At 49.0% G+C, this 18,981-nt stretch carries 16 protein-coding genes; 9 read left to right on the top strand and 7 right to left on the bottom strand.

Going from position 1 to position 18,981, the window contains the following annotated elements; translation table 11 throughout:
- Nucleotides 1–35 precede the first annotated feature (35 nt).
- Nucleotides 36–257, top strand: a complete 222-nt coding sequence (infA, locus tag AB1757_29105) for a translation initiation factor IF-1 (GenBank protein ID MEW6131125.1) — start codon at nt 36–38, stop codon at nt 255–257.
- 83 nt (nt 258–340) lie between these two features.
- Here the strand turns inward: infA and AB1757_29100 are convergent, their stop codons facing one another.
- Nucleotides 341–2,590, bottom strand: coding sequence for an SMP-30/gluconolactonase/LRE family protein (locus AB1757_29100; GenBank protein MEW6131124.1), 2,250 nt, complete (start codon nt 2,588–2,590; stop codon nt 341–343).
- A 260-nt stretch (nt 2,591–2,850) separates the two neighbouring features.
- Nucleotides 2,851–3,681 (bottom strand): patatin-like phospholipase family protein, encoded by an 831-nt coding sequence (locus AB1757_29095; protein MEW6131123.1) that lies wholly within the window; start codon nt 3,679–3,681, stop codon nt 2,851–2,853.
- Nucleotides 3,682–3,833: 152 nt separating this feature from the next.
- On the opposite strand from AB1757_29095, the gene AB1757_29090 reads away from it, so the two are divergent.
- Nucleotides 3,834–4,397: an AAA family ATPase gene (locus tag AB1757_29090; protein ID MEW6131122.1), complete on the top strand. Its 564-nt coding sequence runs from the start codon at nt 3,834–3,836 to the stop codon at nt 4,395–4,397.
- Nucleotides 4,398–4,437: 40 nt separating this feature from the next.
- Here the strand turns inward: AB1757_29090 and AB1757_29085 are convergent, their stop codons facing one another.
- Nucleotides 4,438–6,558, bottom strand: coding sequence for a FlgO family outer membrane protein (locus AB1757_29085; GenBank protein ID MEW6131121.1), 2,121 nt, complete (start codon nt 6,556–6,558; stop codon nt 4,438–4,440).
- 188 nt (nt 6,559–6,746) lie between these two features.
- Here AB1757_29085 and AB1757_29080 point away from each other — a divergent pair, with 188 nt between their 5' ends.
- The 3 genes from AB1757_29080 (at nt 6,747) to trpD (ending at nt 9,583) form a co-directional block, all read left to right on the top strand.
- Complete coding sequence (locus tag AB1757_29080; GenBank protein MEW6131120.1) at nt 6,747–7,286, top strand: hypothetical protein; 540 nt, start codon at nt 6,747–6,749, stop codon at nt 7,284–7,286.
- Nucleotides 7,287–7,538: 252 nt separating this feature from the next.
- Nucleotides 7,539–8,267 carry a hypothetical protein gene (locus AB1757_29075; protein ID MEW6131119.1) on the top strand — a complete coding sequence of 243 codons (729 nt, stop codon included), beginning with the start codon at nt 7,539–7,541 and terminating at the stop codon, nt 8,265–8,267.
- A 293-nt stretch (nt 8,268–8,560) separates the two neighbouring features.
- Nucleotides 8,561–9,583, top strand: coding sequence for an anthranilate phosphoribosyltransferase (gene trpD / locus AB1757_29070; protein ID MEW6131118.1), 1,023 nt, complete (start codon nt 8,561–8,563; stop codon nt 9,581–9,583).
- Between the two features lie 296 nt (nt 9,584–9,879).
- Here trpD and AB1757_29065 read toward each other — a convergent pair whose 3' ends face one another.
- Together AB1757_29065 and AB1757_29060 are read right to left on the bottom strand one after the other, a co-directional pair.
- Nucleotides 9,880–10,647, bottom strand: coding sequence for a CpsB/CapC family capsule biosynthesis tyrosine phosphatase (locus AB1757_29065; protein ID MEW6131117.1), 768 nt, complete (start codon nt 10,645–10,647; stop codon nt 9,880–9,882).
- A gap of 165 nt (nt 10,648–10,812) precedes the next feature.
- Nucleotides 10,813–12,315, bottom strand: a complete 1,503-nt coding sequence (locus AB1757_29060) for a serine hydrolase (protein MEW6131116.1) — start codon at nt 12,313–12,315, stop codon at nt 10,813–10,815.
- 193 nt (nt 12,316–12,508) lie between these two features.
- On the opposite strand from AB1757_29060, the gene AB1757_29055 reads away from it, so the two are divergent.
- The 4 genes from AB1757_29055 to AB1757_29040 all read left to right on the top strand — a co-directional run bounded on the left by AB1757_29055 (nt 12,509) and on the right by AB1757_29040 (nt 17,152).
- Nucleotides 12,509–14,347 (top strand): SpoIVB peptidase S55 domain-containing protein, encoded by a 1,839-nt coding sequence (locus tag AB1757_29055; protein ID MEW6131115.1) that lies wholly within the window; start codon nt 12,509–12,511, stop codon nt 14,345–14,347.
- A 452-nt stretch (nt 14,348–14,799) separates the two neighbouring features.
- Nucleotides 14,800–15,039 carry a hypothetical protein gene (locus AB1757_29050; GenBank protein ID MEW6131114.1) on the top strand — a complete coding sequence of 80 codons (240 nt, stop codon included), beginning with the start codon at nt 14,800–14,802 and terminating at the stop codon, nt 15,037–15,039.
- Between the two features lie 137 nt (nt 15,040–15,176).
- Nucleotides 15,177–16,421, top strand: a complete 1,245-nt coding sequence (locus tag AB1757_29045; protein ID MEW6131113.1) for a hypothetical protein — start codon at nt 15,177–15,179, stop codon at nt 16,419–16,421.
- Nucleotides 16,418–17,152, top strand: coding sequence for a hypothetical protein (locus AB1757_29040; GenBank protein ID MEW6131112.1), 735 nt, complete (start codon nt 16,418–16,420; stop codon nt 17,150–17,152). Before AB1757_29045 ends, AB1757_29040 begins: the two co-directional genes overlap by 4 nt.
- Before the next feature lie 16 nt (nt 17,153–17,168).
- Here the strand turns inward: AB1757_29040 and AB1757_29035 are convergent, their stop codons facing one another.
- Together AB1757_29035 and AB1757_29030 are read right to left on the bottom strand one after the other, a co-directional pair.
- Nucleotides 17,169–17,867, bottom strand: a complete 699-nt coding sequence (locus tag AB1757_29035; protein ID MEW6131111.1) for a hypothetical protein — start codon at nt 17,865–17,867, stop codon at nt 17,169–17,171.
- Nucleotides 17,868–18,010: 143 nt separating this feature from the next.
- Nucleotides 18,011–18,718, bottom strand: coding sequence for a sigma-70 family RNA polymerase sigma factor (locus AB1757_29030; protein MEW6131110.1), 708 nt, complete (start codon nt 18,716–18,718; stop codon nt 18,011–18,013).
- Nucleotides 18,719–18,981 lie beyond the last annotated feature (263 nt).

Raw genomic sequence — 18,981 nt, 5'->3', positions numbered from 1 at the left:
TCCAGGCGATCAACTCAATTCAAGGAGGTGTGCTTATTCCGAAAGACGATATGATTCCCGTTGATGGCGTGGTGATTGATTCATTGCCCAATGCCACGTTCAGAGTGCAAATCGCCGAAGGTCACCAGATTTTAGCCCACCTTTCAGGCAAGATGCGTAAGAATTTTATTAAAGTATTGCCGGGAGACAAGGTGACGGTCGAACTCTCGCCGTATGATTTGACCAAAGGTCGTATAACCTACAGACATCGAAGCTGAATTCTTTACTATCAATTTTTTGCGGTAATAAAAAAATCGGGCTGGCAAATTGTGCCAGCCCTGTTGTTTGTTTGCTGCGCCAGTTAATCGAGCAGCGGAATTTTTCTGATGCGGAAGTTTTCATAATCCGCAACATACAGAGTGCCGCGATCAATGGCGATGCCTCTTGGGAAATTAAAGGTGGCGCGCGATCCCGGACCTTCACGGAATTTGACGCTGTCAGCTCCGGCAAGCGTAGTCACATTGCCCTGCTGATCAATGCGGCGAATGCGCCCCGGTCCCATTTCCGAAACGTACAAAATGCCATTGGCATCAAAAGCCAAGCCAATCGGTTGAATGAAATTGGCAATGAATCCGGGTCCATCGCTGCTGCCGCCGCTGCCTTCGCCTGCAAAAGTTTCCACTTTGCGGGTCTGCAAATTAATTTTGCGAACGCGATTGTTGCCGGTATCCGCGACATACAGGAAATTCCCATCCGCCGAAATCGCCAACCCCGTCGGCGTGTTGAATCTGGCGGTAACCCCGTCCCCGTCAATGAATCCCGGCACACCGTTTCCGGCAACCGTTTCAACCATAAATTGTCCGCCTGACTGCGCGACTTTGCGAATCGCATGATTATTCGGGTCAGTGAAATATAATGCGCCATCCGGCCCTATGACGATTTCATCGGGGTGACGGAAAGCCGCGTTACTGGCTACACCATCTCTGAAGCCTTCGATGCCTTCTTTTGTGGCATTCAATTTTTCCTGCCTTGGCGCTGTGGTTATCAATTCAGTGGTTCCGGCGATGGTATCAACCGAAATGCCGCCGCCATTTTGACTGATGCGTCGCACCACATCATTGCCGTTTTCGGTTACATAAATTGTGCCATCAGGAGCCACCGCCAAGCCGTTCGGGAAGGAGAAGGTTACAGGGCGACCGGCGCTGTTGCCGGAGTCGTGATAACCGAAATCCCCTGTCGTCCCGGCAATGTTGCAAACTTCGCCGGTGTCCGGGTTGATGCGACGAATCGCGTGGTTTTGCTGGTCGGTCACATACAGCATGTGGTCAGTCCCAACGGCAATGCGCCTCGGGCGACGCAGCCTGGCTTCTTCTGCCGGTACACAGGTGGTTTCGTTGAAGCCTTCGCGGGAAATGCCGACCAGCGTACTGACTTCAACATCCTGAACAATCTCGAAAGTCGCCGTGACCGTGTTGCCTTCTTCGTTGGTTATTTGAATGGTGTGGGTGCCGAGACTGGTCTGTTTCTCTTCAGGAATCACAATGCGTAGTAAAGTTTTGGTTGAAGATTGCACTTTAGCCTTCGCATCATCAAGTGTAACGGTGAGGTTATCACCTAAATTTGCGCCGTATAAATCAACCGTCGGGCGCTTATCGCCGAGTCGTATACGGGTTGGCGCAACATTGAATACAATCGGTTCCTCTTTTGGCGGGCGCACCGTGAAAATGATGTCGCTTGATTGAATACCTTCCTGTTCGACACGTACGAAGATGCGTCCGGGTTGTGCAAGCAATGAAGCGGGAAGCGTGGTCATCAATCGGCCTGGACGTTTCAAGGTCGCCGGAATCGGCACATCATTAATCACCAGAATGGCATCGTTGGCGAAATCGCCGCGAACAATCAGTTCAAGGTCTTCGCTCCCGGCTTCGGCAGTGTCCGGTTCGATGCTATTGATTTGGGCGGGTTGCGGAACCACATAAAAGATTTCCGCATTCGAGATGTCGCCGTTTTTATTGCGCACATAAATCGGCACGCGCGCGGCATTCTCAACCAAATCGGCGGCGATTTGCACCGATAGCAATTCATCGTTGATAAAGGTTGTGGCAACCGCTTCAAAACCGGAGGTCACGGCTACGGTTTTATCGGAAAAGCCTTCGCCGCTAATCGGAAAAAGCAAATCCGAGCCGTGTCCGGCTTCTGTCGCATTGCCCTGCAAATGCATGCGCACTTCGGCACTTGCCTGCACCACGCTCAAGGTGAGGGTGGCGCTCGATTGCCCGTCACCATTGACCGCTTTCACTTCATGGGTGCCAACGCTGGCGATGACCGAGGCTTCGATTTCGGCTAACAGCAAGCGACCTTTTTTCCCGATGACTCGGGATGTGGCAAGCGGTACGCCATCCAGGTGAACCTTTGCATCAGCGGAAAAACTGTTGCCTTGCAATCTGAGGGTAAAGGTTTCGGTTCCCGCTGGAATGACATTAGGCGCAAGCCGCTTGATGAAAGGCGCTGCGCTTTGAGCAAACACCGTGATCTTTTGAATTGCGTTGGGAATGATTAAACCCGAAAGGATGAAGATTGAAATCAATACGGTTGAAACTACTCTTCTCATCAAAAACTCTCTCCTTGAACTACATTGCGCGATTGCTGAATGCCTGAGTAAAAAAATAGCGTTAATTTTCTTTAGGGTAACTTGATTCATCGGATTTTTAAACAATCGCTTTTTCATGAATAGAAATATCGCAGAGCCGATCCTTGCACGGATATTTACTTTTTTGCTGGCAGTCTCAGAATTCTCTAACTCCAGTTTGTTAGCAGTGCCGTACGCAGTTAAGAAAGCGATTGGCAATTATACCCAGCGCAACAAAACTTTCACAAACCGATTTCCGCAAGTCGCTTGAGCGCGAATTGATATGCCGCATCGACTGCCTGGTTTCCTTGCGCAAGTTTATCGGGACCCAGTTGCGGCACAATCGGTTCAATCCAACTCAGACGCTCTTTGAATTCGCCCAACGCTTCGACGCGATGCTGTTCAATCTCTTTGCGGGCAGCAGTGAGCGATTTTTCAAGCATCGCAAACGCCGTCCAGTTGCGCTCATTCAAGCCGCGTTCGTCTTCGCGGGTTGGCAAATAATGAACCAGAATGCGGTCGGGTTGTTCGCGGGCAATCATCGCTTCAAGCGGAATTTTTGCGAGAAACCCGCCATCCCAATAGTCGGCTTCGCCGATTCTTCTCGGCGCCATCAAAAACGGATAGCTGCACGAAGCGCGCACCTTGTCGGCAATGGTTCCCGAATGAAAGGTATCATCTTTGCCGGTGGCCAGGTTGAAGGCGGTCAAATATAACCGTCGCGAACAGGCTTCAAAAGTTTTGGCGCGCAGATGACGTTCAATGATGCGCTCGAATAATTCACCCTTTAACAGTCCCGTCCAGCCGCGCCCTTTTTTTAAAAGCGCGCGAATAAATCCGCCGGCGCCGGTGCTGTCCCAGAAATCGCTTTTGCGAATTTCACCGAGCGTCGCGATGATTTCGCTTGCCGGTACGCCCGAGGCGTGCAGGCTTGCGACAATCGCGCCGGCGCTCGACCCGGCGATTGCCGTGTAATCAATGTTGCGTTCTTCAATCGCCCGCATAAACCCGGCGTGCGCGAAAAAGCCGAAATAACCTGCCGATAATACAATCGCTATGTTGTCCCTAGTCATTTGTCCTTCGTTAGTGGCTGAATTCATTGATTGCCTGTGTCTATCAATCATCAAGCCAGAAAGTTTGATATAAACACCGGGCAAATGACAAATGACCAATGACAAGTGACCGACGACGACGTACAATGTCTGCTTTTTAGCGGAGGCAGAAAATGTTCAAAGTCGCCCTGGTGGGCACGCATGGCGTCAATAAAACCACCCTTGCTTACGAACTGGCGGGGGTTTTAAAACGGCGCGGTAAAACCGTCGAATTGATTACCGAAATCGCCCGCGAATGCCCTTTTCCGCTGAACGAACAGGGGACGCGCGAAGCTTATCAATGGATTATTGCGCGACAGATTCAACTGGAAATCGAAAAATCGCCGCGCGCCGCAATTTTAGTTTGTGACCGCGCCGTGCTCGATAACTTCGCTTACTACGCCAGACGCTTTCAGCAGGGTAATCATGAATATCGTTCATTGCATTCCTATTGCCGCCACTGGATGACGACTTATGATTTGCTGGTGCGTTTACCCATCACCCACACGCTCACCGCTGATGGCTTTCGTTCAACCGATAGCGCCTTTCAAAAAGAAATTGACCAATTGTGCGATGAGTTATTTGAAAGCGACTACTCTATGCAAAGCAAACCTTCCTATATCCGAGGAGCGTTCAATGCCCATCAAATTGCCGATTTGATTTTGCAAGATGCCATTAAAGCAGAGGTGGGAAATTAAATCGCATCTGGTGATTTTATAGAATTGAACCCAATACAGTTTAAAAGAATTTGCGTTTGAATTCTTCGTGGCGGGTGCGGGCGGTTTCCATCAGTTGGTTAAATTCGCTTTCGTTGCGGAGATTTTTCAACAGCGCATCGGTCTTAAAATACGGATAACAATAAAAGCCACCTTCGATGCTGCGGCGGAGCATTTTCAGGGCGGTCGCTTTATCGCCCAGCATCGCATAAGCTTGCACGACTTTATAGATACCTTCGGCATCCGCGACATTGCGCTCTTCAATCATCTGCCGCGTATCGCGCAACAGTTCAATGCCTTCCCGATTTTTGCCCTCAATCGCCAAGGCTATCGCTTTACCGATGCGGGTATACAAATCGGGATTGAGTTCATAAGCGCGATTTAAAAACTCTATTGCCTGTTTATCATTGCCCATATAGTGATGCGCGTAGCCGCGATAAAAGACGATAAAGGCAATCTCGCGTTGCGGCAACGAATCGATAAATTTTTGATAATCGCCGTTGTATAAATAACTATTGAGCGCCGAACTATACAATTTCACTTCCGGGTCGATGCGGCGCGCCGCTTCGCATTCGGCAATCGATTCCTGAATCAGACCGCCGAACCGATAGGCGTAACCCAATTCCCAATGGGCTTCGGCTAAATTGCTGTTGGCTTGTAAAACTTCTCTAAGTAGCGGCACCGCTTCAACGGCTTTGCCGGTATCGGTGAGCAGATTGGCTTTAAAAATATGCGCTTCAATCTGGTCAGGATTCAAATCCAGCGCCCTGTCATAATAGTCCTGCGCTTTTTGATAATCAGTTGCTCCTCCCAGTTGAAAAGCTGCCGACGCCGAGTAAGCTCTGCCCAGATGCGCCCAGGCGAGCGCAAATTGCGGGTCGAGCTTAACGGCTTCATCAAGGCGTTCAACTGCGGCTTTGAAGCGGTTGGTTTGATAGAGATCAACGCCCTGCAAAAATAATTCAAAAGCCTGATAGTTTTGCGTATTGCCACGCTCAGCGCGCGCGCTTTCGTCAGAACTCATGCGCACCTGCAAGCCTTTGATGACCTGTTGCGCCACTTTGTCCTGCACTTCGACAACCCGGTTGTATTTCAAACGAATGCTCTCCTGCCAGGCAGTGCGGTCATTTTTTACATCAATCAACTGGGTGTTGATGATGATGTCATCGCCATCTTTTTGATAGGTTCCGGTGAGCATGGTTTGCACTTTGAGTTCGCTGGCAATCTTTTTCGCATCAATCTCCTGATTGCGATATTTGCTGACATAGGAAGTCGGCAAGACGCTGACTTCGCTGGCGTAGTTCAACTTGGTGATGATGACATCGGCAAGCGCGAGACTCAAGAAATCAATATTTGCATCGTTCTGCAAATTAACAAACGGCATAACCGCCAGACGGCGCGAAGGCGGCGCGGGTTTTAAAAAGTTGAAATAGATAAAAACCGCAAGCAAGGCGACCACTAAGGCGGCGGCGGCAATCACCAATTGTTTATTGCGCGCCAGCCAGCCCGATTTTCGCGCAAGGCTTACCGCATTGCGTTGCGGCATTGGCAAAGCACTTGCGGTTTGAGGAGTTGAAGATTCCCACACTCCCAGTTTATCGAGCAACCGCGCCGTATCGTCATCAAGTTGATTATTTTCCTGAGCCGCACTTGCCTGCCCATCCTCCTCAGGTGAAATAACTGTAGTTTTGATTGAGACATTCGGGCGGGATTTAAAGACCTCTACCGAGAGCGGGTCGTCGTTGGTCTCTTCGGGAGTTTCTTCAATGCGGCGCATCGCTTCAGCCTGAACCGCTGGTTCGCTTGCCTCAATGACCACTTTTTTGACTTCGGCGCTGAACCGATACCCTCGACGTGGAATCGTCTCGATGAAATGTAAGCCGTCTTTCGCTTCATTCAACGCTTTGCGTAATGCCGATACATTGACTGCGAGATTGGCTTCTTCAACAAAGGTATCGGGCCAGATTTTTTCCAGCATCTCCTCTTTTTCGAGGATGCGTCCGGTGTTTTCAACCAGCAGCAGCAGGGTATCAAAGGCTTTGGGAGTTAGGGGAATGAGTTTGCCATCGCGATAGAGGGCGCGTTCCGCAAGGTCTAAACGGAAGCCCTCGAACTCATAAAACTCTTTGTTTTTCAGCAACATAATGCTTTTAGAACTCTTTTAGAACTCTTTTAGACATTCTTAAAGACTTTTTCTCAGGCTTTCGCTTACGATCAAGCACGTCGGTTGAAGTCAATGGGGCTGCTCCAGACCGCAGCCCCCAACCGAGTGTCTTGAGATTATAAGTCAGCGTGAGAAGTTGACTCAAGACAAGCAAAGGATTTGCTTTTATGACGACTCGAATCGCTTACCACAATCACATAACGAACGCTAAACCAAATATGGCGAGCCGTCCGGGCTGCCGCATTCGAGTTGTCCGATTTTCTGGCGACAGTAACTCTTTAGCAGATAATTATATTCAAGTTAAAGCCCAAGACGCGCAGAGCGATGTCGCTGGAACGATTTCTCAAAAGCCCGTGTTCAAAAAAGGCGAATACCCGAACGTCAAGCGGTTCGGTCGAGTGACGAAAAATTTGCTTGCGGGTGAGAGATTGACGGCGCGCGCCGGACTATTTTTGCCGACGCGCGCTTATCAAAAGGCGAAAGCCTCGTGTATCAAAGCGCTCATCGTTTTTTATCTGTGCGCAATCATCTTCGGCTATCTCTTGCCCGACGCCGAGGTCAATGTCGTCGAGCAAATTCGGATTTCAGTTTTATTCAATCTCAGGCAAGCGAATACTGAACCGAATTTACCCGGCTTGGCAACCGATTTAAACGATTATCTGAAACTTTCATTGAGCTATACCTCAATTTGTAAACCGAATGTTTGAGGTTTAATCAAGGCTCGCTTCTATTGGCAAGACGAAGGGAAGCACACAACGCAACCATTGAATAGAAGGCAAAGGCAATGAGGCGTGCAGGTCAATTTTTCGCACCCTCGCTCGTAAATCGTCTTCAGTAATCCCTGAGACAGAAAATCATTTTAGCACTCAACACCTGAAGAATGTTTAAGCCTGACCGCAAGGGTAAAGCCTCCATCGGAATCCATGCCTGGCGAGAGAAGTGATGAGAAGGAGAATTCATTGATTACCCTAAATTTTTTGAAAGGTGTTCTATGGGTTGAAAACAGAAGCGATTTTTCTGAGCCTGTAGATACACCGCAATTCACCGGGATATCGAATTTAACTATGCTGCAAGTTGCCTGGATTGCAATTTTACTTGGCTTTGCCATTGAAGTATTGTTGGCTCTGGTTGCATTTCTTTATTTCGACGTCGCAAGCGCAAAACCGTTCATCGCCGATTTAGCGCATAAAGTTTCGTGGTCGGTGATTGTTTGCGTCGGATTGGCGATGGGCAGACTGGTGGCGCAACACCGCGAAAATTTTATGGGCGTCGCGGGATTCTTATCCGCCCCCATCGGCTTTTTAATCGCCAATTTATTGCAAAAGAGTGTCGCGCAAACTCTGGGTTTGACCGCAAATGTGGTTTCCGATACGCCGTTATTTTTAATCGGCTTCATCAAAGCTATCGAATATGCCTGTCTCGGATTGCTGCTTGAATGGCTGGAAAAACAATCCCGCAAGAATCTCTCAGCTTATATTTTCATTGGCATTACGGTCGGCATTTCGTTTGGCAGCATCATTTTGTTTGCCATTACCGAAACCGCCAATTCGCCTTTAACTGAAGCCGATTTAACCGCAAAAGCGATTAGCGAAATTATTTTTCCCGTCGGCTGTTCTCTGGTGATATTCGCCTCAAAAAATTCAAGACGCCTGAGCGTGAATGACGAACCAACAGGTTTGAGCAGATAACCCTTCAACCTTTGCAACCGGGCACCGTTTAACGAAAAGAGATGTGCGTAACTGAGCTTACACAAGCAGAAGGTTTGAAAACGATTAACTGCGACTTGCCCCGTAAGGGCAGTTGCGAATAGCCCAGCGATGTATTGTCAGGCTATTTTTAATGAACCTGATAAATCCGTCTTTCTCATCAGCAACTATTTCCCAAAATCCATTCGGAAAGCGAGTGAAAACATTTTACTACTCGCGCTGCTTAACTTTTCTTCCATCACCGTGCTAGTTTTTCATCAGCAACTGAAAAACTTATGACCATCAACGAGGCGATTAAAAAGGTAATCGAGCGCCAGCACCTGACAACCGATGAAGCGGCGGCAGTGCTCGAACAAATCATGACCGGGCAGTGCGCCGAGGCGCAGATTGCCGCATTGCTTACGGCGCTTCGCATGAAAGGTGAAACGGTTGCCGAACTCACAGGCTTTGCCAGAGTGATGCGAAGTAAAGCGACGGCTGTGCGTCCGCGTTTAATCAATACTGATGAGGCGTTAGTTGATACCTGCGGAACCGGCGGCGACGTAAGCGGCAGTTTCAATATTTCAACCGCTGCGGCTTTCGTGGTTGCGGCGTGCAAGGTGCGCGTCGCCAAACACGGCAACCGTTCAGTGTCGAGCCATTGCGGCAGCGCCGATGTGATGGAAGCGCTCGGCGTCAAAATCGAACTTCCCATTGAGCGCATTAACGCCTGCCTTGATGAAGTCGGCATCAGCTTTCTACACGCGCCGCTCTTACATGAAGCCATGAAACATGTCGCTCCGGTGCGCAGGCAACTTGGGGTGCGCACGATTTTCAATATGCTGGGACCGCTAACGAATCCCGCAGGCGCAAACTGTCAGGTGATTGGCGTGTTTTCACCCCAGCTTACGGAAATGTTCGCGCATACGTTGAATGATTTGGGAACCCGGCGAGCCTTGATTGTTCACGGAAGCGATGGTCTCGATGAAATCACCATCACCGGCACAACCCGATTAACCGAGTTAAAAGATGGTGAAGTCAAAACCCGAGAAATTCATCCCGAAGACTTCGGTCTGGCTTGCGCTGTTGCTGACCAGATTAAAGGCGGCGACGCTCGACAAAACGCTGAAATAATTCGGCAAATTTTGCAGGGAGAAAAAAGTTCGCGCCGCGATATTGTGTTACTCAATGCCGCCGCAGCTTTAATCGCGGCTGGTCGCGCTCGTGATTTCAGCGAGGGCATCCGGCTTGCGAGCGAAGCCATTGACACGGGCGCGGCGCTTGCAAAATTGCATCAACTGATTCAATTCACCCAATAACCGTGGTTCACTGAATGCGCCTTTTCGGTATTCAGTGCCCTCCATCAACTGCAATCGTTCACTGGAGAGAAGCAAATTTTGTCTTCAGATTGAACGGAGAAAACCGATTTGGCAGATTGATTTCTCAAATATTTCCGTCCAATCCGAATTGATCCGCCTGCTCCGAAGACAAATTTTCTTTTTAAAGAATCACTCAGAGAATGAGTGACAATCCCCTCAAGCCAATAGCTGCCCGCCTTAGAAGCGGCTCCTGTAGCCAGATTCGTGTTTGTGAGTTCTCGCCTTAAAAAATTGCACTAAAAAAACAACCAGCGTTTTTTCTTCTGGGGTAAGACAGGTGCGGGACGTGTGGGGATAGCGCGGTCTTCGATAATCGCGCCGGGGTTATCTTTTGACATCGCCTGTGCGTACTCTTCGCCAACAAGTTCAGAAATCGCTGTCATTGCCATTGAAAGCCCAGGCAGACGGTTGCGCAGGTTGTGACAATCGCTTGCCACAAAATGAAGCAAGCCATTTTCAAGCATGATGATTGCCGTCTCTTTGACTTTACTGCCAAATTGTCCGGTGAATGAACCGGTATCGGCTTGTCCCAAAGCGCCGAGTTCTACCAATTCAAAAAATTTTTCAGGATGTCCCATCAACATCACGTTGCGTTCCGGGTGCGCGATGATTGGACGTATGCCGTTATTCATCAACTCAAACAAGGCGCGTTCACTGCCGGGCGGCACTACTTGATGGGGAAATTCGATTAACGCATAAGAGGTGCCCGCAAGCGTCGGCGCGCTTTGTTTATTGCACAGGTGATTGACGACATCGTGTGTGAAGCGCAGTTCGCTACCTAAAACGATTCGCGGTTCGCCCTGTAGCAACTCGTTGAGTTCATCCACCTTTTGTCGCAGATGCGCAGGGTCGTGGGTTTGGTGAACGCCGTCGTGCGCATGTGGCGTTGCAACAATCGTGGTTACGCCATCGCGCGCTGACATCCGGCACATTTCAAGCGATTCATCGAGCGTGCGCGCTCCATCGTCTATCTGAAATAAAATATGGCTGTGAATATCAATCATAAAACCACTTGAATTCAACGATACGCGGTTCAATCAACTTTCAATTCAGGCGCATCAAGCATACCACAAAGCGACGAGTGAGTCGCACCTTTCTCAAACCACAAAACTGCTGCAACAACGCTCAAAAATTGTTGCAGCAGTTTTCAAAACCGATAAATTGAACCCTTACGGCAGGCGCTTTGCCGGAATTTCCTGTGCGCCCTGGCGAATCGTAATTGAAATGGTTTTGCCGTTTTCGTCTTTATTAAAAACTAAAGAGAGATTCGCAACTTCGGGGGTAAAATATTTCACTTCCGATTCGGGATAGATTTCGATTTTTCCCTGCCCTTGAAGTTCAACCAATAAACTATCCCCTTCAACCGTAACCGATAATTTTCCAAGCGGCGTGGTGTATTCGCCAACGTAAGTTTGATAAACCTTCGCATCTACGCTGGCGACTTCACGCTCAATGATGAACGACTGCGCCCATCCGTATTCGGCGGCAATGGCGCGAATAATTTCTTGAGCCAAAGCGCCGCCGGTATCGGAATTGGTCATCACCACCGCGCCTTGCCCGCCATTTACAAAAGCTGTGAGTTGACAGCGGAAGCCTTCATTCGCGCCGCCATGTCCGAAGGTCGCTTTATTATCTTTGCCTTCAAGATTGAAACCCAGTCCCCAATTTTGAAACTGCCGGGTGAGCATCTGTTCAGTCATCGCCTGTGAAAGCAGGCGAGCGGATTTTCCGAGTTTGGCTTTTTGCACTTCGATGGCAAGTTTCGCCAAATCCATAGGCGTGGTCCAAAGTCCTGCGGCAGCCATTTCAGGATAAGTATGCCATTTGCCTTTGACGATTTGACCGCTCGCGCGATGCCCGGTAGCGGCTTGTTTGGCGCGTTCAACCGGAAGCGGTTGACGATAGGTGCTGTTCGTCATACCGATTCGCGAGAGCACTTTTTCCTGCATGATTTGCGGAAACGCTTTGCCGGTCGTATCCGTCATCAACAGTTGCATCACACAAAACCCGCCGCCCGAATATCGCCAGATTTTTTGCGGTTCGATGTCGTTAATGATGCGCGCCGAATTTGCGGGCTTTTCGCCGTTTAACAATTGCACAAGCGTCGGCACCGTTTCCGTTGCGGCATACCCCCTGAATCCATGAACCGTGAGTCCGGCGCTGTGGCTTACGAGTTCACGAAGCGTCACGCTCTTTTCTTTTACGAACGACGTGTCAGGCACCTTCCAGGATTTGAGTTTCACATTCACATCTTCATCGAGATTGAGTTGGCCTGCCTGTACTAATCTCAACATCCCGATAGTCGCAACCGGTTTGCTGATGGAGGCGGCTTGAAACATCGTATCAACGGTGACCGGTTCATTGGTTTCAACATCTTTTACGCCGTAACCTTTCGCCCATTCGATTGCATAATTATTAATCACTGCCACGCTCACGCCCGGCACTTTGTGAAAGCGCAGGCGTTCTATGAGGCTGAACTTTTTAGCGGGCTTGCCTTTAATTGCCAGTGCCGGCAATAGCCCGTTTTCGATGCGCGCGATGCGCTCACTCGTCGTTTTATTTTTTTGAATAACGCTTTGTGGGGTATTCGCCGATGATGGAAAACTGAAGGCGCAAAGGCTAAGCGTCAAACCTGCGATTAACAAAAGGCGAAGGCGATTTTGCAGCTTCATTTGGGGCATCCTCTCTTGGATAAAATCAGGGGTAAACTTTATCCGCTTGAGTGAAGGGTGTAAACGAAAAATATCAAGTCTTGACGCAGCGATTTACGGGAAACTATCATCAAGTCTGAGCGCCTTGTTATGAAGTTGCCTTTGTTGTTCACCCGTACAGTCGAAGACGCACAAACCCTGCGAGAGGAAAAGTATGATAAAAAGATGTTGTTTGTTATTTGGTTTAATGATTGCCATCAGCGGTATCGCCTACGCTTCCGACCCCAATCTGATGAATCCGGCAGACGTTCGCGCCGGAATGAAAGGGTTCGGAATGACAGTTTTTCAAGGCTCGAAACCGGAACGCTTTGAAGTCGAAATTCTCGGCGTCCTTGATGGTTTCGCCAACCCGAAACAAAAAATTGTGATTGCCAAATTGAGCGGCGGACAGGTTGATAAAACCGGCGTCTTTGCGGGAATGAGCGGAAGCCCGGTCTACATCGACGGCAAATTGCTCGGCGCGGTCGCTTATGCTTTTCCTTTCGCCAAAGAACCCATCGCAGGCATTCAACCGATTCAAAATATGATTAGCGTGGTTGAACAGGGCACCGAACAAACGCCGGTCAATTCCAATACGCCTTCGAGTTTTAATACCTTGATGGGCTATGCAGTAACGCCGAGTTCGCCCGGCGCCAACGTCAATCCGCTTGGGGCGCGCGCGGTGAGCGGCGTGAATGCATTTAACAACAACGGGCAGGCGATAATTCCGATTGCCACGCCGGTTACTTTTTCGGGCGTGCCGCAATCGGTCATCGAGATGTTTGGCGATGACCTGAGAAAACTCGGCATTCAACCGGTTGCCGGTCTCGGTGGTTCTTCAAGCGCCTCTTCGGCGATGGTCAAATATGATGACACGACGCTTGCGCCTGGTTCATCGGTCAATGTGCAACTGGTACGCGGCGATTTCAATTTCGATGCGGCAGGCACCGTGACCTATCGCGATGGTGAACGCATTTATGCATTCGGTCATCCCTTCTTAGCATCCGGTTCAACTGCCTGGCCGATGTCCGAATCATCGGTGATCACAGTCGTGGCGAATTTAAACAACTCGTTCAAACTCGCAGTGGGCGGCAATCTCGTCGGTTCCATCAATCAAGACCGTTCAACCACGGTATTCGGGAAACTCGGCGAACAACCCAAAATGATTCCCATGCGTTTGAATGTTCGCACCAGCCGCAACAAGGTCGAAACCTACAATTACGAAATGATTAACGACCCGTTTTTGACGCCGATTCTGATGCGCATTGCGATGATTGCCGCAATCGGCGCAACCGAACGGCAACTCGGTCAACAGACCGTCAAAGTCAACGGGCGCATTGCCATTAAAGGACAGCCCGAAGTTTTACTCGACAGCACCTTTGCTTTGCCGAGCAACGCCGCGCTGTTTGCTACGCTTGGGGTTGAAAAACCGCTTGCGGCATTGCTCAATAGCGGCTTTGAAGGCATCGACGTACAGAACATCGAAGTCAATATCACCTCATCCGATGTGCGCTCGAACGGTACGCTTTCGCGTCTGTGGGTAGATAAAATCGAAGCCCAACGCGGCGACAAGATTGAGATTCAAGCCTTTGCGCGGAAAGATAATGGCGCAGAATTTGTTGAACGCATTCCCTTTGAAATTCCCCACGATGCGCCGCTCGGACAGTTGATGATACTGGTTGGCGATGGCGCTTCGATAGCCCAGGCTGAAGCGCGCGCCGGTATCGGCGCCGATTTCGTTCCCAAAGATTTAGGGCAACTGATTCGCGCCATTAACAAGATAAAACGCAACAACAAACTTTATTTAAAGGTGTTGCGTTCGGATAATGGGGCAATCGTCGGCAACGAAGAAATGCCGGGACTGCCGCCTTCGGTTTTGATGACGCTCAATTCCGAACGCACATCAGGCGGTTACACGCCGCTTTCGGTGATGACGGTTGCCGAACGCGAATTACCGCCTTCACAATTTTTAATCACCGGTCAGGAAGTCATTCTCATCAACATTGTGAAATAAGGGTGTTGAATGATGCATTCAACCAAAGCCCGTCCACGAGGCGGGCTTTTTTATTGCCGCAACTCATTAAGTTTTTACTGAATGTTTTTTCCTTGCAGGTGAAAGGTTGGTTTTCGGATGAAGCGGATAATGTTTATCCTTGCGTCAGTATGCGCTTATCAATTTGAGCAGTTCGTCAAAACCCTCATTGCGTGCGGGACAGGTTCTGGTGCTCCGCAAAAGTGGTGACAGCCGCACAAGGAAGCGTTAAGATATTTGCGTCTGCTTGATTTGACTTTAAGGTTGGGCTATGATGCCCACACTCAAATTCACAAAGAAGGGAAAGAAAATTACGTTTAACGTAAGAAAAATCGTGGGCAAAATCTCACGAATCATCATCGCTAAAGCCGCGACCGGATGAACTTGCCTGTGGTCAGTCTCCTGTCGCCGTCAGATGCGCGAGGGAGGCAGTTATGACTAACAAACAATTATTACTGAGCAAGACCGAAAATCTTTCCGAAACCGAAATCACCCAGGTACTCAACTACATCACCGCAATTGAATCAGCACGCGAAAAATCGACCCGAACAGACCTCTTTGATGATGATATGGTTAGCTTGCTTTCCGATGCGACAGAAAATCGCCGCGCGCGGGTTGTCGCCGAATGGGATAAAATCAGAAGGCGCGCGGAAATCCGCGATTTGTTGCGCTAAAAAATTCTTTGACGATTTACAAATTTTATCACTGCTTTATCAAAGCGCCGCCCCTATAGATTGCAGACCGTTGTTGACGCGCTTTGAAACGTAAGCATAGAATCCCTGCGTCTATTCATGCAGTGGAGGTGAACCCCATGTCAGCAACCATTCCTTTTCCGGCAATGCTCAAACGCGCCGAAGAACTCAAACAATCACTCATCCAATTCGCTACCGAAGGTCATTTAAAAGAAGACTACGAACAGGTGCGCGAAGAATTTTTCGGACTTTCGGAACCCGAAGGCGAACACGAAGCGCACACCCTGCTGGAGTGGTTTCTTTACGACTGGGTAGATGATTACGGCGAAGGCGTCATCGAGCATTTTGTCGACTCACAGGATGATCTTAGCGAAAAAGAAGAAGAGTTGCTTCTGGAATGGACGAATTCCATCAACAGCATCTTTGAAATCAAATCGCTTAAAGCGAATTTAATCACCCTCAAAGACCTCGATAGCGAAGACACCTTCACCATCGCAACCATCGGCAATTTAAAAGACCTGCCTTTTAAAAAAGGCGAATATCTGGCAGCGCGAATTTTACCGCTTGGCGAGCAGTTCATTTTCGCGGGCGCGCAATTCTTACTGCCCGATAAAGATTCGGCGATGCAGGCGCTCGCTATTCGCCAGACCTTTGAAACCTTGAACGATGAAGAAGGATTGGAAGAGGCGCAGCAGGAACAGCGCGAAGCCTTCATTGAACTATTTGGCAAAGATGAAATCTCCATTGCCGCCAAACAATTGCCTGCCACCATCGGCAGATTTCAACGCTTTCTGTTTTTAGAACGCAAAGACCCTGAGACCGGCAAAACCGCCGCCCAACTTTTTGAGGAAGAATTCGGACGCGAATTGAAAATCCCGGAACTGCCACCCATTCCTCACGAAATGACCGCCGCCAGCGAAGTGACCATTCTTTGCGATGAATTTGAAGGCATTTTGATTTTGCCGGAATATCAAAAATTCAAACAGATTTTCACCAGCAAAAATCGTGATAAAGAGTTTCCGGGTTGGAAAGACCTATTGTGGAATTACATCAAAGAGCCTTCGCTTCCCATCGTTGCCTTTGAACGGATTGCCGAAGAACATCCCAAACAGGTCGAAAAGGTGATGCGCGATATTTTAGAGGACAAGAATTTTTCCATTGAGCATCTTTACGCCGCTCTGCTGCATTACAAACACCCTGCGGAAGGTTTTGAAGATATGGAAGATGAAGAGTTGTTGTGGGATTTATTCAATGGCAACGAACCCGCAAAGCCCGCGAATGCGAAAAGTCAAAAGTCCGGCAAAAGCGGGGATGCCGATTCAAATGTCATTGATTTCAACAGCAAATCGAAAAAAGAGAAATGAACCTTGCCCAAGCGCAATCGCTCTTCATCGCGGCGTTGGCTAAAAACCGCGATGAAGAAAATCATCTGGCGATTGCCGATTGCCTGCAAGCTTTAGAATGTCTCGCCACCTATTTCGGCAACGTTAGGATTGCCACCATCACACCCGAACGATTGCGCGATTTTCTCGCCCGCTGGTATGTCGAAGAAGCGACTATTAAAACTCAAAGACGAAATACCGATTTCTCAATTACTGATTCAGTCCCGCATTTGCCTGATGCAGAAATTTTAATCAAGTCGCTCATTGCTTTTTTCAATTGGCATGGCGAAAGTTTCAATGACCCGTTGAACCAACAGCGACTGGCGGTTTTAAACGAATTGCAATCGACTTTGCGGCGCGCGATTGCCATCAATCTGGCACTGAGCAATTACTTAACAACTCGCGGCGGAGCAATCCAATTTCCGGAATTTCTCACCTCGTTTGAAGCCGGCGGACACAGTGAATATGACGTTGGCGCAAATGGTGAAGTGTGCGCCCGTGAAGGTTATTTTCGCATTTTGCGAATCGACGGCGAAAAGGTCGAAGCCGAAGAATTAATTTCAGAAACGCGGGTTTTTCCGATTATTTTCCCCGAAAATATCGCTCGATGGTTAGAAGTTGCTTACCTCATCAATCTTGAAATCGTTCACACTCCGGAAGGTTGGCAAATTACGAACTGCGGTTTCGCTTATCCGCCAAACACCGAGAGCTAATCATTCCTGGGTCACTTCAATCTTCGATGATGAAATAATGGGTTCGCTCGATGGCAAGTTCACGTTCATTCATTTTGCCGACGCGCACGCGATTACGTTCAATGGAATAGGATTCGACGGTGTAACGTTTGCCGTCTTGATGTAACAGGGCATGCAGTTTCCGACTATTGAACCGTGCAGACGTATCGGCGCATTTGAGCATCACTTCGCCGCTCTTATTTTCGCTGCACGCAAAAATTTCGGTGCCGCGAATTTCACCGGAGCGGGTGAGGATAAAAACCGTGACCTGTTGTTTATCACTGCCGCTCACAGACCGTTGTTCTTTTCTTGAAATCTGGTGTTCGCCAAGCGCTTTCGCCAATTTCGCCAGTAAATCGGCGTTTATTTCCGTACTTTGGGTTTTCGGTTTGGCAAAGGCGCTCTCTTCCCAATCGCGAATCAATTCCCGGGCGGCGGCAGGAACTTCGCTCACATTTTTTTTGTTAGGCTTAAAAGCCACCGCCGCTCGTTCAGCTTTTGCGTAGAGCGCGATTTCTTCTTTACAGGTCGAACAGATGGCAAGATGTGCGGCAACTGTAGGTTTACTGGCTTTGCCGTAAAAAAATGCGGCGAGGTCGCCCGCGTCCGAGTGTTCATCCTGAGCCGCAGCGGCGCGCGCTTTCAAAGTATTTTGTAATCCCTCGTATAAATCTTTGTTCGCTTCCGATGATTTCATAACTGCCTCGAAATAAATAAAAATGGCGCGGTCAACGACCGCTTCTCAACCTGAAATTATTTTCAAAAATTGAAGGTCGGCATTTGACCTACGGGTGATGCGTTCCCAACTTGGCGAAGGTTGAGAACACGCCTTTTCAAAAATTACTTTTTGCCCTTCTTTCCACCGACGCCCAGCAAAGTAGTTGAAGAGGTAATGCCACGTTCGGCAAGGCAATTCATCAACCGTTCTTTCAAACGATGGGCGCGTTGATAAACCACATCTTCACTCATCTCGTACTTCTCGGAAATCTCTTTCGCGTTGAGATTCAGGATAATGTAATCGCTGACAATCACGCTATCTTTCCAATCACGACAAACCTCTTCGAGGAGGCTATCAACCAGTTCGCGTTGCTGGCGATTGAGCAACTGCGCTTCCGGTGAAGGTTCACGCGAAGGCGCGCGGTCAATTGCCGTCGGTCTATCGTCATCGTCCGCAGCGACATTGGTCATCAACGGATTCCAGCTTTTATCGCGACGGACGCGGCGAATCGTGTCAATCATTTCACTGGTGGCAATGCGTGCGATAAAGCTTGAAAGCTTCCCTTCCCTGCGCCATTGCACCAAGCCGCGATAGACTTTAAAGACGGCACGGGCAATCACGTCATCCGCCGAATCCCAAGCCGGAAAGCGATAGCGCGAACTGCGTATCACATGGTTAATCAACCATTGATAGCGCGAAATGATAATTTCAAAACACCGTTGCTTGTTTACGTTTGTGGCATCAAGAAACCGGTCAACCAGTTCTTCGTCGCCTAACGCTTCAAGCGATGGGTTATCAAATTGGGCTGCCGATGCTGCATCACTTGCCATGCGCTCAAAATTCTCCGATATAAATTGACTTGTTACATTTGAGCGCATTCTAACATTCGAGAGCAAGGGCTGAAAGTCCACGCGGGTTGACGGGCTTAAAGCCGATTACCTGACAAACGACAAATAAAAAGTCTCTACTATAGACCTCATGAAAAAGAATTTCTGAGAATCACTTGAAAGTAAGGATTCAATCGGGGTATCTCCATAGTTTCACTTTATCCAAAAACCAAAGGAGATTCCCCGATGTTACCCTTTCGTCTTAC

It is taken from the genome of Acidobacteriota bacterium (genome assembly GCA_040754075.1).
Lineage (GTDB): Bacteria > Acidobacteriota > Blastocatellia > UBA7656 > UBA7656 > JBFMDH01.
Note: the sequence above shows the minus strand (reverse complement) of the source record. Positions and strands in the feature narration are given on the sequence as shown.

Bases quoted from the DNA above. Each gene is read 5' to 3' on its own strand.
- AB1757_29050 (MEW6131114.1), top strand. From the start codon at position 14,800: ATGACTAACAAACAATTATTACTGAGCAAGACCGAAAATCTTTCCGAA.
- AB1757_29100 (MEW6131124.1), bottom strand. From the start codon at position 2,590: ATGAGAAGAGTAGTTTCAACCGTATTGATTTCAATCTTCATCCTTTCG.
- AB1757_29060 (MEW6131116.1), bottom strand. From the start codon at position 12,315: ATGAAGCTGCAAAATCGCCTTCGCCTTTTGTTAATCGCAGGTTTGACG.
- AB1757_29080 (MEW6131120.1), top strand. From the start codon at position 6,747: ATGACGACTCGAATCGCTTACCACAATCACATAACGAACGCTAAACCA.
- AB1757_29040 (MEW6131112.1), top strand. From the start codon at position 16,418: ATGAACCTTGCCCAAGCGCAATCGCTCTTCATCGCGGCGTTGGCTAAA.
- AB1757_29085 (MEW6131121.1), bottom strand. From the start codon at position 6,558: ATGTTGCTGAAAAACAAAGAGTTTTATGAGTTCGAGGGCTTCCGTTTA.
- AB1757_29035 (MEW6131111.1), bottom strand. From the start codon at position 17,867: ATGAAATCATCGGAAGCGAACAAAGATTTATACGAGGGATTACAAAAT.
- AB1757_29055 (MEW6131115.1), top strand. From the start codon at position 12,509: ATGATAAAAAGATGTTGTTTGTTATTTGGTTTAATGATTGCCATCAGC.
- AB1757_29095 (MEW6131123.1), bottom strand. From the start codon at position 3,681: ATGACTAGGGACAACATAGCGATTGTATTATCGGCAGGTTATTTCGGC.
- trpD (MEW6131118.1), top strand. From the start codon at position 8,561: ATGACCATCAACGAGGCGATTAAAAAGGTAATCGAGCGCCAGCACCTG.
- AB1757_29090 (MEW6131122.1), top strand. From the start codon at position 3,834: ATGTTCAAAGTCGCCCTGGTGGGCACGCATGGCGTCAATAAAACCACC.
- AB1757_29030 (MEW6131110.1), bottom strand. From the start codon at position 18,718: ATGGCAAGTGATGCAGCATCGGCAGCCCAATTTGATAACCCATCGCTT.
- AB1757_29045 (MEW6131113.1), top strand. From the start codon at position 15,177: ATGTCAGCAACCATTCCTTTTCCGGCAATGCTCAAACGCGCCGAAGAA.
- AB1757_29065 (MEW6131117.1), bottom strand. From the start codon at position 10,647: ATGATTGATATTCACAGCCATATTTTATTTCAGATAGACGATGGAGCG.